13 protein-coding genes and 1 pseudogene are annotated in these 15326 nt (G+C 71.9%); 12 read left to right on the top strand and 2 right to left on the bottom strand.

The window, feature by feature from the left end; genetic code table 11:
* Positions 1-981, top strand: a complete 981-nt coding sequence (locus ACLFMI_RS09070; RefSeq protein ID WP_410947300.1) for a R2-like ligand-binding oxidase — start codon at positions 1-3, stop codon at positions 979-981.
* A gap of 34 nt (positions 982-1015) precedes the next feature.
* On the opposite strand, the gene ACLFMI_RS09065 is transcribed toward ACLFMI_RS09070, so the two are convergent.
* Both ACLFMI_RS09065 and ACLFMI_RS09060 read right to left on the bottom strand, forming a co-directional pair.
* The gene (locus ACLFMI_RS09065) at positions 1016-2290 is read right to left on the bottom strand and encodes a cytochrome P450 (protein WP_410947299.1); all 1275 of its coding nucleotides are present in this window, start codon (positions 2288-2290) and stop codon (positions 1016-1018) included.
* Between the two features lie 42 nt (positions 2291-2332).
* A complete protein-coding gene (locus ACLFMI_RS09060; protein ID WP_410947298.1) occupies positions 2333-2749 on the bottom strand; it encodes an SCP2 sterol-binding domain-containing protein in 417 nt (138 codons plus the stop codon).
* Positions 2750-3156: 407 nt separating this feature from the next.
* Between ACLFMI_RS09060 and ACLFMI_RS09055 the strand changes: the two genes are divergently transcribed.
* The 11 genes and pseudogenes from ACLFMI_RS09055 (at position 3157) to ACLFMI_RS09005 (ending at position 15248) form a co-directional block, all read left to right on the top strand.
* Positions 3157-3747 (top strand): TetR/AcrR family transcriptional regulator, encoded by a 591-nt coding sequence (locus ACLFMI_RS09055; RefSeq protein WP_410947297.1) that lies wholly within the window; start codon positions 3157-3159, stop codon positions 3745-3747.
* 307 nt (positions 3748-4054) lie between these two features.
* Entirely contained in the window at positions 4055-5203 is a 1149-nt protein-coding gene (locus ACLFMI_RS09050) for an ABC transporter ATP-binding protein (protein ID WP_410947296.1), read from the top strand.
* Complete coding sequence (locus ACLFMI_RS09045; RefSeq protein WP_410947295.1) at positions 5200-5973, top strand: MlaE family ABC transporter permease; 774 nt, start codon at positions 5200-5202, stop codon at positions 5971-5973. The genes ACLFMI_RS09050 and ACLFMI_RS09045 overlap by 4 nt, the downstream gene beginning before the upstream one ends.
* Positions 5974-5977: 4 nt before the next feature.
* Positions 5978-6829: an MlaE family ABC transporter permease gene (locus ACLFMI_RS09040; RefSeq protein WP_410947294.1), complete on the top strand. Its 852-nt coding sequence runs from the start codon at positions 5978-5980 to the stop codon at positions 6827-6829.
* Positions 6826-8307: an MCE family protein gene (locus tag ACLFMI_RS09035; protein ID WP_410947293.1), complete on the top strand. Its 1482-nt coding sequence runs from the start codon at positions 6826-6828 to the stop codon at positions 8305-8307. The genes ACLFMI_RS09040 and ACLFMI_RS09035 overlap by 4 nt, the downstream gene beginning before the upstream one ends.
* Positions 8304-9299 (top strand): annotated as a pseudogene (locus ACLFMI_RS09030) (MCE family protein); the annotation flags it as partial. The gene ACLFMI_RS09035 and the pseudogene ACLFMI_RS09030, both read left to right, overlap by 4 nt.
* A gap of 254 nt (positions 9300-9553) precedes the next feature.
* Positions 9554-10522 (top strand): MCE family protein, encoded by a 969-nt coding sequence (locus ACLFMI_RS09025; protein ID WP_410947292.1) that lies wholly within the window; start codon positions 9554-9556, stop codon positions 10520-10522.
* Positions 10522-11916, top strand: a complete 1395-nt coding sequence (locus tag ACLFMI_RS09020; protein WP_410947291.1) for an MCE family protein — start codon at positions 10522-10524, stop codon at positions 11914-11916. Before ACLFMI_RS09025 ends, ACLFMI_RS09020 begins: the two co-directional genes overlap by 1 nt.
* A complete protein-coding gene (locus ACLFMI_RS09015) occupies positions 11913-13229 on the top strand; it encodes an MCE family protein (protein ID WP_410947290.1) in 1317 nt (438 codons plus the stop codon). The genes ACLFMI_RS09020 and ACLFMI_RS09015 overlap by 4 nt, the downstream gene beginning before the upstream one ends.
* On the top strand, positions 13226-14470 hold the full coding sequence (locus ACLFMI_RS09010) for an MCE family protein (RefSeq protein WP_410947289.1): 1245 nt from the start codon (positions 13226-13228) through the stop codon (positions 14468-14470). Before ACLFMI_RS09015 ends, ACLFMI_RS09010 begins: the two co-directional genes overlap by 4 nt.
* 190 nt (positions 14471-14660) lie before the next feature.
* On the top strand, positions 14661-15248 hold the full coding sequence (locus ACLFMI_RS09005; RefSeq protein WP_410947288.1) for a hypothetical protein: 588 nt from the start codon (positions 14661-14663) through the stop codon (positions 15246-15248).
* Positions 15249-15326: the final 78 nt, after the last annotated feature.

The raw sequence follows: 15326 nt of genomic DNA, 5'->3' as shown, positions 1-15326 counted from the left end.
TTGACCAGCACCACGCGCACCATCGAGCACGGCAAGCGGAACGGGTTCGCCAGCCTGTCCGCGGGACGGCTGCGGGACGACTCGTTCCCGATGCGGTTGTTCCGCAAGGGCAACGCCAGGCACTGGGACCCGGCGTCGATCGACTTCACGCAGGACGCCGCGGACTTCGCGGCGATGACCGACGACGAGCGCTGGCAGACCTGCGCCCTGGCCGCGCAGTTCCTGGCCGGCGAGGAGTCGGTGACCCAGGACCTGCAGCCGTTCGTGGCCGCCATGGCCGCCGAGGGCCGGCTGGCCGACGAGATGTACCTGACCCAGTTCGTCTACGAGGAGGCCAGGCACACCCAGGCCTTCCGGCTCTGGTTCGACGCCGTCGGGATGACCGGCGACCTGCACGAGTTCATCGAGCACAACGAGCACTACCTGGAGATCTTCACCCGGGCGCTGCCGGAGAGCCTCTACACGCTCGGCGACGACCCGAGCCCGGCCAACCAGATCCGGGCGTCGGTGACCTACAACCACATCGTCGAGGGCACGCTCGCGCTCACCGGCTACTTCGCCTGGCACAAGATCTGCGCCGAGCGCGGGATCCTCCCCGGCATGCAGAAGGTGATCAAGCACATCGGCGACGACGAGCGCAGGCACATGGCCTGGGGAACGTTCACCTGCCGCCGGCACGTCGCCGGTGACGACGCCCTGTGGGACGTCGTCGACGCCCGGATGCAGGAACTGATGGTGCCCGCGATGGGCGTCGTCACCGGCACGATCGATCGCTGGCCGGACGGGCAGGCGCCCTTCGGGATCGACCTGAACGAGCTGGCCGAGTACGCGATGGACAAGGTCGGCCGTCGGCTGGGCGCGATCGAGTCGGCCCGCGGCGCGGACCTGCGCACGATCGATGCGGACGCCGAGCCCGAGCAGCTGGAGGAGCGGTTCCACGCCGAGGACCAGCGGGTCCTCGCCGACGCCGCGGCATCGTAGGGGCCATCCCGGTAGCCCGGCCCCGGACCGAGCTTCACGAGCCGTTCCCGAAGGTCACCGGCAGCCGCTTGATGCCGTTGATGAAGTTGCCGGCCAGCCACTCCGGCTCGCCGACCGACAGGTCCGGCACGCGGGCGAGCAGCTCCCCGAACAGCGAGCGGAGCTGGGCCCTGGCCAGGTGGCTGCCCAGGCAGAAGTGCGGCCCGCCGCCGCCGAACGCGACGTGCGGGTTCTCCGTGCGGGTGACGTCGAAGACGTGCGGGTCGGTGAAGACCGACTCGTCCCGGTTGCCCGAGTGATAGAACATCACGACCCGCTCGCCCTCGGCGATCCGCTGCCCGCGGATCTCGGTGTCCCGGGTCGCGGTGCGCCGGAACGTCAGCACCGGGCTGGCCCAGCGCACGAACTCCTCTATGGCCGGGCCGATCCGGTCGTCGAACTGCTCGGTCAGCACCCGGCGCTGGTCGGGGTTGCGGTCGAGCGCCAGGATCGCGTGGCTGGCGGTCTGCCGGGTGGTGTCGTTGCCGGCGACGCAGAGCAGCACGAAGAAGGCCGCGATCTCCTCGTCGGTCAGCGAGGCACCGTCCACCTCGGCCTGTACGAGCGCGGTCATCAGGTCGTCGGCCGGTTGCTCGCGGCGCAGCGCGGACAGCTCGAACGACATCGTGTGCAGCGTCATCAGGCTGCCGAGCAGCACCGCCATCGGGTCGCCGTCACCGATGTGGTCCGGGTCGTTCCAGGCGACCATGGCGTTGGCGGCGTCGGCGATCTCCTGCCGCCGGGACTCCGGGATGCCGATCATCTCCGAGATCGTCCACATCGGCAGCCGGGCCGACACCGCGGTCACGAAGTCCGCGGAGCCGGGCTGCTCCAGCAGGTCGTCGACGATCAGGCGGGCCTGCTCGGCGATCTGCTCCTCGATCCGGCGCACCCGGCGCGGGGTGAACACCGAGCTGATCACCTTGCGCAGCCGGTGGTGTCGCGGTGCGTCCATGGCCAGGATCGAGTGCGCGCCCTCGAGCACGTCCTCCGGCGCGTCCTCCAGCATCACGCCGCCGTACTGCTGGCCGGAGGCGAACGTCTCGGCGTCCCGGCTGACGGCCTGGATGTCGGCGTGCGTGACCAGCGCCCAGAACCCGGGGGCGTCCGGGTCGGGCAGCAGGTCGGTCTCGGCCGGCGGGTGCCAGGACAGCGGCCGCTCCCGTCGGAGCTCGGCGAACGACTCCTCCCGCACGTGCGGGGGCCGGGCCCAGAACGCCTGGCTCGAGATGTCGATCGGGTCGTGGGTGCGCTTCTCGGTGCTGGTCACGGTGCTACCTCCTGCGACGTCGTCGTCCGGGGCCGGTCCCGGTCAGTTCTCCACCAGCAGGTCGTCGCGCCCGTCGGCGCGCAGCTGCTCGACATAGGCGGGGAAGAGCCGCTTCGACAGCGGGGCCAGCTGCAGCAGCCTGGTCACGGTGCCGTCGACCGTGACCGTGCCCCTGGCCATCGCGAACGTCAGGTTGACGGTCCCCTGCCAGTAGGCGTTGGCGGTCTCGGTGGCCATCGTCATCGTCGCCGCGGCCTCCGGGGCGCCGGGATCGGCGCCCCTCCAGACCTTCCCGCCCGGCAGGTCGATGACCAGCGCCGAGTCGGGGTCGGTGCACTGCAGGCGCAGTACCAGGCCGGTCGCGCGCAGCGCGGGCTCCAGCTCCGGGTCGGTCAGGGCGGTCTCGAAGAGCCCGCCGATGTAGCGGTACAGCTCGTCCTCGTCGGCGAATCCGGGCACGGGGTCCTCCACGTCGTCGTGCGGGCGGTCGTGCGGGCAGTCGCTTGCCGGTGCCGTCGGTAAAACATAACGTAGATTACGTTACTGTCAAGACCATTCGCCCGCGAGGACGCCGGAGCGCCGGCGACGGCGGTGCGCGCCACCGGGACCGACTCCGCCTGCGTCGCCGCCGACCCGGCCGACGAGGTGGGCCTCGCACCGACCAGTCGGGGCTGGGCACCGCCCCGGCGATGTCCCGAGGGGCGCCCTCGTCGGTGCCGGGGCCCGAGGGTGCCCCGGGCCGGACGGACCCCGCCGCCGGGACGGGGCAGTCCGGGCGTCCGGCGTGGCACCCTGACTCCCGGACGGCGGTCCCGGGGCACGCCGGGACCGGCGTGGACGACGGTGAAGCGGGAACGGGGAGCGCGGTGCCCAGGAGAGCCGGCCGGCAGGTGGCCGCCGAGCAGTACTACGACGCGGCGATGACGATCCTCGCCCGCGAGGGCGCGTCCGGGCTCAAGATCGGTCCGCTGTGCCGCGCGCTCGGTGTGACCAGCGGGTCCTTCTACCACCACTTCGGTGGCTGGGCCGGTTTCGTCCGGGGGTTGCTGGAGTACTGGGAGGGCGACCAGACCGACCGGGTCGTCCGGCTGGCGCGCTCCACCTCGGACCCGGTCGAGCGGGTGCTCGTGGTCAAGCAGCTGACCATCGAGCTCCGGCACGAGTGCGACGCCGCGATCCGTTCGTGGGCGGCGATCGACCCCGAGGTGGGGCGGGCCCAGCGCCGGGTGGACGTCCAGCGGCGGATCGCGCTGGAGCAGGTGGTGGCCGACGTCGTCGCCGATCCGGCCGATGCGCACCGGCTCGCGGTGTTCGGGATCTCGCTGATGGCGGGCTATCAGCAGACCTGCGACCCGCGCGACCGCGAGCTGCTGCGGGTGCTCTTCGACGACTACCAGCGGCTGATCATGACCTACGCGCGGACGGACCTGCGCGAGCCGACGCCTCCGATCGGGTGATCATCCAGTCGATGTCCACGGAGCACGTGTGCTCAGGGATCGGTGACGGCCCCGCCGTTCGGAGTAGCGGGGTGTCCACTTCCCGGAGGGTGTTTCCCACGGTCCGCAACAATTCGACGAGATCCGGAGACGGAGCGTCACCATAACGTAGTCTACATTACGATCCCCGTTCCCGGTCGTTCCATACCTCCGAGTAACCCCTTCCGCTCCGGCTCGTTGTCCCGTTCAGCACCGAGGGCTGGCCCGCGCTCCCCACACCCGGGCCGCCGGTGCGTCGATCGGTCGAGCAGACGCGAGGAGGCGGCACGTGACCGGTGTCGAGGTGAAGGTCGACGGGCTGTCGAAGTCCTTCGGCCGGGCCAACATCTGGTCGGACGTCACGCTGACCCTGCCCCCGGGTGAGGTCTCGGTCCTGCTGGGCCCGTCCGGCACGGGCAAGTCGGTGTTCCTGAAGACCCTGATCGGGCTGTTGAAGCCGGAGCAGGGCTCGATCCTGATCCACGACACCGACCTGGTGAAGTGCAGCGAGTCGCGGCTCTACGAGCTCCGGAAGCTGTTCGGGGTGCTGTTCCAGGACGGCGCGCTGTTCGGGTCGATGACCCTCTACGACAACATCGCCTTCCCGCTGCGCGAGCACACCAAGAAGTCCGAGGCCCAGGTCCGGGACATCGTCCTGGAGAAGATCGATCTGGTCGGTCTGGGCGGCGACGAGGGCAAGCTGCCCGGCGAGATCTCCGGCGGGATGCGCAAGCGGGCCGGGCTGGCCCGGGCGCTGGTGCTCGATCCGGAGATCATCCTGTTCGACGAGCCGGACTCGGGCCTGGATCCGGTGCGCACGGCGTACCTGAACCAGCTGATCATCGACCTGAACGCGCAGACCGACTCGACGTTCCTGATCGTCACCCACGACATCAACACCGCGCAGACGATCCCGGACAACATCGGCCTGCTCTACCGCAAGCACCTGGCCATGTTCGGCCCGCGCGAGCAGCTGCTGACCTCGGAGGAGCCGGTGGTCGCGCAGTTCCTCAACGGCCGGCGCGAGGGGCCGATCGGGATGAGCGAGGAGAAGGACTCGGCGCAGGCCGAGCGGGAGATGGCCGAGGCCGGTGACCTGGCCGGGCTGCCGCCGCTGAAGCCGCAGCTGCAGGCCTCGACCGGGATGCCGGACCGGCAGGCGGTGCACCGCAGGCGGGAGCGGGTGGAGGCGATGCTGCACACGCTGCCCGAGCCGGCCCAGCGCGCGATCCGCGAGTCCTACAGCGAATCGGACGGCTCGCAGTGGGGCCCGTCGCAGGACGGCGGCACCCGTGAGGTCGCCCGCGAGCGCGTCACCGCCGGCGCCGCCTCCCCGGCCCCGCCCACCGACGACCGGCCCACCGACGTGCACCCGCGGGTCACCGACGACGACGGCCCGCCGAACGGCCGCCACCAGCTCTCCGAGGGGGACCGGTGACCACTCCCGTCACCCGGGCGCTCACCCCGGTCGGCAAGTTCATCGGCCTCGGGGTCGAGATCGGCAAGCAGACCTTCCGGCCGCCGTTCCAGCTGCGCGAGTTCGTCGAGCAGACCTGGTTCGTCACCAAGGTCTCGGCGCTGCCGACGGCGCTGTTCACGATCCCGTTCGGCGCGACCATCGCGCTGCTGCTGGGCGAGCTGACCCGGCAGTTCGGTGCCCAGTCGCAGACCGGCGCCGGGTCGGTGCTCGCGATCGTGCAGCAGGCCGCGCCGATCGTCACCGCGCTGCTGATCTCCGGTGCGGGCGGCAGCGCCGTCTGCGCCGATCTCGGGGCGCGCACCATCCGCGAGGAGATCTCGGCGATGGAGGTGCTCGGCATCTCGCCGATCCAGCGCCTGGTGGTGCCCCGGGTGCTGGCCATGGGCGTCACCGCGGTGGTGCTGAACGGCCTGGCCACCGTGGTCGGGGTCTCCGGCGGCTACTTCTTCAACGTGATCATCCAGGGCGGCTCGCCGGGCGCGTACATCAACAGCTTCTCGGCGATCGCCCAGGTCTCGGACATCCTCGTCTCCGAGTTCAAGGCGTTCCTGTTCGGCATCGTCGCCGGCGTGGTGGCCGCGTACCGCGGCCTGAACCCGCCGCCCGGTGCGAAGGGCGTGGGCGACGCGGTGAACCAGTCGGTCGTCATCTCCTTCGTCCTGGTGTTCTTGATCAACCTGGTGCTCACCGCCCTGTACCTCGAGCTCGTCCCGCCGAAGGGCTTCTAGACACATGGCCGTCCCCACGTCGTCGATCGGTGCGCGCACACGCCGCGCCGCGCAGGCACCGCTGGACCAGCTCGAGGAGCTCGGTGACCAGCTGTCGCTCTACTCGCGCGCGATCGTCTGGATCCCGAAGACGCTCACCAGCTACCGCAAGGAGGTCGCCCGGCTGCTGGCCGAGGTCTCCTTCGGCTCCGGTGCGCTGATCGTCATCCTGGGCACCGCCGGGGTGATGGCGTCGCTGTCGCTGTTCGTCGGTTCGCTGGTCGGCCTGCAGGGCTTCCGGGCACTCGACGCCCTCGGCGTCGAGGCGCTGACCGGCTTCATCACCGCCTACTTCAACACCCGCGACATCGCCCCGCTGGTCGCGGCGTCGGCGCTGACCGCGACCCTCGGTGCCGGCTTCACCGCCCAGCTCGGCGCGATGCGGATCTCCGAGGAGATCGACGCGCTGGAGGTCATGGCGGTGCCCTCGGTGCCCTACCTGGTCACCACCCGGGTGGTCGCCGGGATCATCGCGGTCATCCCGATCTACACGATCGGCCTGCTCGCCAGCTTCGCTGCCTCCCGGCTGAACGTGACGCTGATCAACGGGCTGCCGGGTGGCACCTACGATCACTACTTCGACCTGTTCCTACCGGTCAGCGACGTGCTGCTGTCCTACGTCAAGGTCATCGTCTTCGCGGCCGTGATCATCCTGATCCACTGCCACTACGGCTACTCCGCCAAGGGCGGCCCGGCCGGGGTGGGCGTGGCGGTGGGGCGCGCGGTGCGGCTGTCGATCGTCAGCACCGCGATCCTGGACTTCTTCCTCACCCTGGTCATGTTCGGCACCGACACGTCTGTGCGGGTGGCCGGATGAGGTCCACGAAGAAGGTCCTGCAGGGGCTGGCGTTCGTCACCGTCATCGTGCTGCTGATCGGCCTGGCGATCGGGCAGTACGCCGGCCTGTTCAAGCCCGGCGTCCCGGTGACGCTGGACGTGGCGCGGGTCGGCACCCAGATGCAGGAACGTGCCGACGTCAAGGTCCGCGGTCTGATCGTGGGTGAGGTCGAGGAGGTCAGCACCGACGGCTCGAACACCAGCATCGAGATGTCGATGAACCCGGACCTGATCGACCAGGTCCCGCAGAACGTCAGCGCGCAGCTGCTGCCCAAGACGCTGTTCGGCGAGAAGTTCGTGTCGCTGATCCCGCCGCCGGCGCCGTCCGGCTCCCCGCTGGCCGCCGGGGCCACGATCCCGGAGGACCGCAGCCGGGCCGCGGTGGAGGTCGAGCGGGTGCTCGACGAGCTGCTGCCGCTGCTGCAGGCCGTCCAGCCGCAGGACCTGGCCTCCACCCTCGGGTCGCTGTCGTCGGCCCTGCGGGGTCGCGGCGAGCAGCTGGGCACCACCCTCGAGCAGCTGAACACGCTGACCCGCGGGCTCAACCCGGCCGTCCCGGACCTGCAGGAGGACATCCGGCAGCTGGCGACGTTCTCGGACAACCTGAACCAGGCGGCCCCGGACCTGCTCGACGCCGTCGACAACCTGGCCGTGACCAGCCGGACGGTCGTCGAGAAGCGTGAGGGCCTGCGGAACCTCTACCGCTCGATCACCGGCGCGTCCGACGACCTGCGAGCGTTCCTGGACGCCAACGGCGACAACATCATCGGCCTGTCCCGGTCCAGCCGCCCGACGCTGGAGACGCTGGCCCGGTACTCGCCCGAGTTCCCGTGCCTGACCGGCCAGCTCGTCGACCTGATCCCGAAGATCAATAACGCGATCCGGCCGGGTACCGACCGGGTCGGCGTGAACATCACGCTGGAGATCGTCGCGAGCAAGGGCAAGTACCTGCCGAACCAGGACGAGCCCGAGTACAACGACGACCGCGGCCCGCGCTGCTACCCGATCCCGGCCCCGGAGGGCAGCCAGTACGCGCCCGACGGCCCGTTCCGGGACGGGTCGGTGCCCGGGCCTGCGCCGCAGGGCCAGCCGATGGGCGACCCCGAGGAGTTCGGGGTGGACACCTTCGGCACCTACGACGGCACGGACACCTTCGGGCAGATCGAGGACCAGAGCGGCCAGAACGGCGCCGGCGTGCTGCCGCCGCTGACCTCGACGCTGGGCAACCTCGGTGTCCAGCCGTCGTCGCACAGCCCCGGTCAGTCCGCCGGCGAACCGGCCGAGGCCGAGCAGCAGGCCGGCCGGGTCGACATGGGGGTCGCGAACTCGCCCGGCGAGCGGCAGGTCGTCGCGCAGCTGCTGGCCGCCCAGCAGGGCGGCTCCCCGGAGGCCGTCCCCGCCTGGAGCAGCACGATGGTCGGCCCGCTGCTACGCGGCACGGAGGTGACGTTGACGTGAGCAGGCTGCCGATCTCCGCGCTCACCAAGTTCCTGGTCCTGGCCGTGATCACCGCCCTGGCCACCACGGTGCTCGGGATGACGATCGCCAACACCCGCAGCGGGAGCGGGACCATGGACTACACCGCCCGGTTCACCGACGTCGCCGGGCTGCTGCCCGGCGACGACGTCCGGATCGCCGGGGTCGTCGTCGGAGCGGTCAAGGACATCCGGATCGTCGACCGGCGGGTCGCCGAGGTCGCGTTCGACGTCGACGCCTCGACCCCGCTGCCGGCGTCGGTGAACGCGACCCTGAAGTACAAGAACCTGATCGGGCAGCGCTACCTGGCACTCGACCAGGGCGCCGGTCCGACCGGCGAGACGCTGGCCGCGGGCGCCCAGATCCCGCTGGAGCGGACCCGCCCGGCGCTGAACCTCACCGTGCTGTTCAACGGCTTCCAGCCGCTGTTCCAGGGCCTCGACCCGGACCAGATCAACAAGCTCTCGATGGAGATCGTCCAGGTCCTGCAGGGCGAGGCCGGGACGGTGCAGAGCCTGCTGGCCTCGACGTCGTCGCTGACCAACAGCGTCGCCGACCGGGACGAGGTGATCGGTCAAGTGATCGACAACCTGAACCTGGTGCTGCAGACGGTCAACCAGAACGACCAGGGCCTCAACGAACTGATCAGCTCGTTGCGGGCGCTGGTGTCCGGGCTGGCCCAGGACCGTGAGCCGATCGGCAACGCGATCCAGTCCATCGGGACGCTGACCCAGGTCACCGGCTCGTTCCTGGAAGACGCCCGCCCGCCGCTGCGCGACGACATCCGCAACCTCGGCGACCTGGCCACCGAGCTGGACAAGGGCCGCCCGGCGGTCGAGAGGTTCCTGCAGTACTCGCCGTTCAAGCTGAACCGGATCTCCCGGGTCGGCTCCTACGGCAGCTGGTTCAACTTCTACGTCTGCGGCCTGGACGGGCAGGTCGGCATCTCCGGCCTGGTCGACCCGGTCTCGCTGGAGGACCTCGGGCTCGACGGGCTGACGACGAACTCCGCACGGCGCTGCGGGCCGGACCCGTCCGGCATCGGCGCCGGCAACACGGTGCCGACCGACGGCTCGGAGGCCGGGCCGGACGAGGGCGCCGAGGACAACCCGCGGATGCGGGAACCGACGTCGGAGTCCGCCGAGCGGCTGCTGAACCCGCTCGGGCAGGCGGGTCCGGCCGACTCGAGCTCCGACCCCACCGCCCCGCTCCAGCCGGGAGGCAACTGATGGCACGGGCCGGTGAGAGGCGACCGGTGATGCTGGCCACGGTCGCGATCGTGACGATCGTGGCCCTGACCCTGGCGGCGTTCAACTTCGAGACGTTGTTCTCCGGCGCGACGACCTACGAGGCCGAGTTCCCGGAGGGCGCCGGCCTGCAGGCCGACGACCGGGTCACCGTGGCCGGGGTCGAGGCGGGCCGGGTCTCCAGCGTCGAGCTCGATGGCGACCACGTGCTCGTCGAGTTCACGGTGACCGACGCCTGGGTGGGCAACCGGACGACCGCGTCGATCGAGATCGCCACCCTGCTGGGGGCGAAGTACCTGGCGCTGGACCCGCGCGGGGACGGCGAGCAGGACCCGGACCAGGCGATCGGGCGGGACCGCACCAAGTCCCCGTTCGACGTCGTCGACGCGTTCAACGGGCTGTCCGGCACGATCGACCAGCTCGACACCGACCAGCTCGCGACCAGCCTGGACACGCTGTCCGACACCTTCCGGGACACCCCGCCGGAGATCCGCGGGGCGCTCGACGGCCTGTCCCGGTTGTCGAACACGATCTCCAGCCGGGACGGCGAGCTCAAGCAGCTGCTGGCGAACACCCGGCAGCTGTCCGGCACGCTGGCCGAGCGGCGCGGTGACGTCGTCAAGCTGATCGAGGACGGCAACAAGCTGCTCGGCGAGCTGCAGAAGCGCAAGGACGCCATCGCGAACCTGCTGGACGGCGTGCAGAAGCTGTCGATCCAGCTGCGCGGGCTGGTCGCGGACAACCAGGAGCAGCTCCGCCCGACCCTGGAGACGCTGGACAAGGTGCTCGCCGTGCTCGAGCAGAACCGCGACAACCTCGGCGAGATCCTGGACAAGGAAGCGGTCTTCATCCGCGTGTTCGGCAACGCACTCGGTTCCGGCCGCTGGTTCGACAACTACGCCTGTGGCCTGCTCCCGCCGGCCACCTCGCCGCTGGGGGGTGACTGCTGATGGGCAGCTGGGCGCACGACCGCCGCCTGCTCCAGCTCGGAGCGCTGATCGCCATCGTGGCGGTGCTGCTGGCCTCCGGGTTCTGGCTGATCACCACCGGTGGCGGGCGACCGGTCACCGCGTACTTCACCAGTGCCGCGGGGCTGTTCCCGGACAACGACGTGCGCGTGCTCGGCGTGCCCGTCGGCAAGATCGACCGGATCACGCCGCAGGGCGACCGGGTGCGGGTCGACATGACCGTCACCGATGACGACGTGCGGTTCCCGGCCGATCTGCGGGCCGCGGTGGTCTCGCCGAGCCTGGTCACCGGCCGCTACGTCCAGCTGACTCCGCCCTGGACCGGCGGACCGGAGTGGGCCGGCCAGGAGATCCCGGTCGAGCGCACCGCGGTGCCGCTCGGGGTGGACGACCTGAGCCGGACGGCGAGCGAGCTGTCCCGCGCGCTCGGTCCGGAAGGAGCCAACTCCACCGGCGCGCTGAGCGACGTGCTCGACGTCGGCGCGCAGAACCTGGACGGCAACGGCCGCGCGCTCAACGACACCGTCCGTAACCTGGGCGGCCTCTCCGCGACGCTGAACGGGTCCAGCAAGGACCTCTTCGGCACCATCACCGAGCTGCAGAAGTTCGTCGGCACGCTGCGCGAGAACGACGCGGGCGTGCGTGAGCTGAACGGCAGGCTCGCCGACGTCACCGGCTTCCTGGCCGGCCAGCGCGAGGAGCTCGGTGGCTCGCTGAACGAGCTCTCCTACGCCCTCGGCGACGTCGCGAGCTTCGTGCGGGACAACCGGGACACGCTGAACTCCAACGTGGACAAGCTGGCCGGGGTGAGCCAGGAGATCGTCGACCACCAGCAGGCGCTGGCCGAGGTGGCGGACCTCGCCCCGGCCGCGCTGAACAACCTGGCCAACATCTACAACGGTTCCTCGGAGACGCTGGACACCCGGGCGAACCTGAACGAGCTGGCCTACCCGCCGGTGCTGGCGGTGTGCGAGCTGCTGCGCAGCCGGCCGCAGGAGGGCCCGCTGCCCGCGCCGGACGCGGCGATCGCGCCGATCTGTGACGGCCTGGCCCCGGTCCTGGACGGCGCGGTGCCGTTGCCGTCGGTGACCGACATCGTCGGCCAGCTCTCGTCGGGCGGTGCGCCCTCGAGCCCGGTGGCGCCGAACCTGATGCCCGGCTCGCCGCTCTCGCTGACCGACCCCGGCTCGCAGCTGCGTGCCCCCGGCACCCCGGCCCCGCAGGCCCCGGCCGCGCCCGCGCCGGGAGCACCTGCCCCGGCCCCGGACGCCGGGTCCTCGACGCCGGCCACCCCGGCGCCCTCCTCGACCCCGGCCACGCCGGAGCGCGAGAGCGGCGGCGGTCTCCTCGGCGGCCTGTTCGGAGGTGGCTCATGACCGGCCGGACGGCGCGGGTGGCCGCGCTGCTCACCACCGTCGCGGTGTCGGCGGCCGGGTGCGGCACGCTGGACGGCGGCCTGCGCGGGGTGTCGCTGCCCGGTGGCGCGAACCTCGGTGACGACCCGTACTCGGTGCAGATCGAGTTCCCGGACGTGGTGGACCTGGTCCCGCAGTCGATCGTCCGGGTCGGCGACGTCCCGGTCGGCACGGTCGAGACCGTGACGGTCGCGCCGCAGAGCTGGAACGCGCAGGTCACGGTGCAGGTGAACCGGGACGTCGAGCTGCCGGCGAACTCGACGGCGCGGGTCCGGTCCACGTCGCTGCTCGGCGAGAAGTTCGTCGAGCTGGCCTCGCCACAGGGCGTACCGGCCGAGGGCTCGCTGGCCCGGGCCGGGACGATCGGGCTGCAGAGCACCGGGCGCGCGGCCGAGGTCGAGGAGGTCCTCGGGGCGCTGTCGATGCTGCTCAACGGCGGCGGCGTCGCGCAGATCCGGACGATCTCGACCGAGCTGAACAACGCGCTGTCCGGCCGGGAGCCGCAGGTGCGCGAGCTGCTGGGCAACCTGGACCAGCTGGTCGGCTCGCTGGACGACTCCAAGGACGACATCAACCGGGCGCTCGACGGGCTGAACCGGCTCTCCGCCACGCTCGTCGAGCGGCGCCCGCAGATCCGGACCGCGCTGAACGACATCAGCCCCGGGCTGCGTGAGCTGGAGTCCCAGCGGACCCAGCTGGTCGGCATGCTGCAGGCCCTCGACCGGCTCTCCGGGGTCGCCACCAACGTGGTCAACCGGTCCCGGGACGACCTGATCGCCGATCTGGAGGCGCTGCGGCCGGTCCTGCGCAACCTGGCCGACTCCGGCCAGGACCTGCCGAACTCGCTGCAGCTGCTGCTGACGATCCCGTTCACCGACGCCTCCACCGACGCGGTCGCCGGCGACTACGCGAACCTCTACATCAAGGCCGACCTGGACCTGCGGTCGGTGCTGGACAACGTCCTGCGCAGCAACCAGCTCGGTCTCCCGCTGGACCCGACCCAGCTGCTGCAGCTGCCCCCCACCGGGCAGCTGCTCGCGCCGCTGCTCGGCGGTGGCGCGCCGAACGAGCCGGCCCCGCAGGCCCCCGGGGTGCCGCAGCTGCCGCTGCTCGGCCCGGAGACCGCGACCCCGGCCCCGACGCCCGCACCGCAGGCCCCCGAGGGCGCCACCGCCACACCGGACGCGACCGAGACCCCCGAACCGTCCTCGACGCCGGAGCAGTCCGGTGGGCGCGGCGGGCTGCTCGGCGGACTCTTCGGAGGTGGATCGTGATCACCCGCACCGTGCGCTGGCAGCTCATCGCGCTGCTGGTGGTGACGCTGCTCGGGGTCGGCTACGCCGGCTTCCGCTACGCCGGGCTGGACCGGGTCTTCGGGGCGACCAGCTACCCGGTGACCGTGCAGCTGGCCGAGTCCGGCGGCATCTTCTCCGGCGCCGACGTGACCTACCGCGGCGTCAGCGTCGGGCGGGTGGGGCCGCTGACGCTGACCGACGCCGGCGTCGACGTCCAGCTGGACATCGACAACGGCGCCCCGGAGATCCCCGCGGACACCCGGGCCGTCGTCGGGAACCTGTCGCCGATCGGCGAGCAGTACGTCGACCTGCAGCCGGTCGGCCCCGGCGGCGAGACGCTCGCCGCGGGATCGGTCATCCCGCAGGAACGGACCCAGACCCCGGTGCAGGTCCAGACCCTGCTGGTCGACCTGGACCGGTTCGTCTCCACCGTCCCGCTGGACTCGCTGCGCACCGTCGTCGACGAGCTGGGTCAGGGCTTCGCGGGAACCGCGCAGCCGTTGCAGCAGCTGCTCGACACCACCGGCCAGTTCACTCAGGCCGCGACCGACGCGCTGCCGCAGACCACCGCGCTGATCGAGGACGCCCGGCCCGTGCTGGCCACGCAGAACGACGTGGCACCGCAGTTCCAGGAGTTCAGCCGGGGGCTGCGTGAGGTGACCGAGCAGCTCGCGCAGTCCGACCCGGACATCCGCCGGATCATCGACGACGGCCCCCGGGCCGGCGACGAGGTCAGCGGGCTGCTCCGGGAGAGCGGTCCCGGGCTCGGCGAGTCGGTGGCGAACCTGCGCACGGTCAGCGACGTGCTGGAACCGCGCCAGGCCGGGTTCCGCCAGCTGTTGGTGACCTACCCGGGCCTGGTCGCGCTGGCGCCGAAGGTGGTGCCGGGCGACGGGACCGCGCACCTCGGCCTGGTCGTCAACATCGCCGACCCACCGGTCTGCACCCGCGGCTACGAGGGCACGGTCAACCGGCCGGGCCAGGACGTCGCCGAGACGCCGGTGAACTCCGCGGCCGCCTGCGCCGAGCCCCCCGGCACCGGAACCGCCGTCCGCGGTATGCAGAATGTGCCGCGGGCGGCGACCCCGATGCCGCCTGCGGACGCGGGGGACACCCCGGCCCCGCCGCCCGCGGCGGGCTCGCCCGGCTCCACCGCCGGCGAGCGGGTCGCGACACCGGGCCTGGTCGGAGACGCCGCCCAGATCCTGATGGGCGGGTGAGCCCTGTGGTCGCGTCGACACGGGCGCGACCGGCACGACGGCCGTGCCCGAACTGCGGGTGCGACCGGTACGACGACCGGGGGAGGCGTGGCCGCGACCGCGGCCGGCGTTCCCCGGGCGGTTCACCGGCTGCGGCCGCCGCAGCCGCCGAGCGGCTGTGCCCCCGCAGCCGGGAGGAGGAACGCTCCCCATGAACGCGACCCTCGACGAACGCCCGGCCGCCTCCGACGGCCCCGGGCCGGAGGAGCCGGACAGCGGGCCCGGTGCCCCGGGCCGGCTCGCCCGGATCCTGCCGATCGCCGCCGTGCTGGCCGCCGTGCTCGCCCTGCTGCTCGGGGCGCTGTGGCTGTTCGCGCTCAACAGCGACTCGGTGCAGGTCGCCCAGGCCCGCGACGAGGCCCTGCAGGACGCCCGGCAGGCCGTGATCAACCTGAACACGCTCGACCACAAGGACGCCCAGCGTGGCCTGGACCTGTGGATCCAGTCCTCCAGCGGGTCGGTCCGCGACGAGTTCGTGAAGAACCGGGACGCCTACGCCGACCTGGTCACCCAGCAGAAGCGGACCACCACCGCGGCGGTCAGCGACGCGGCGGTCTCCGAGGTCGACCCGCGGGCGGGCACCGCCCGGGTGCTGCTCGGGGTGGACGTCACCGTCACCCCAGAGGGGCAGGAGCCTGCCGTCACCCGGCAGCGGATCGAGGCCGGGATGACCCGCACCGACGAGGGCTGGAAGGTCGACGCCCTGGAGCCCCTGCTGACCCCCGGCGGCGGTGGCTGAGCCGGACGCACGGACCGCCCCCGCGGCCGGAGTCCCGGCCGCTCGCCCCCAGGTCGACCCACCCAGGAGGTCACCGCA

It is taken from the genome of Pseudonocardia nantongensis (assembly GCF_046546495.1).
In the GTDB taxonomy this organism is placed as follows: domain Bacteria; phylum Actinomycetota; class Actinomycetes; order Mycobacteriales; family Pseudonocardiaceae; genus Pseudonocardia; species Pseudonocardia nantongensis.
The sequence above is the reverse complement of the archived record's forward strand: the minus strand, read 5'-3'. Positions and strand labels throughout refer to the sequence as shown.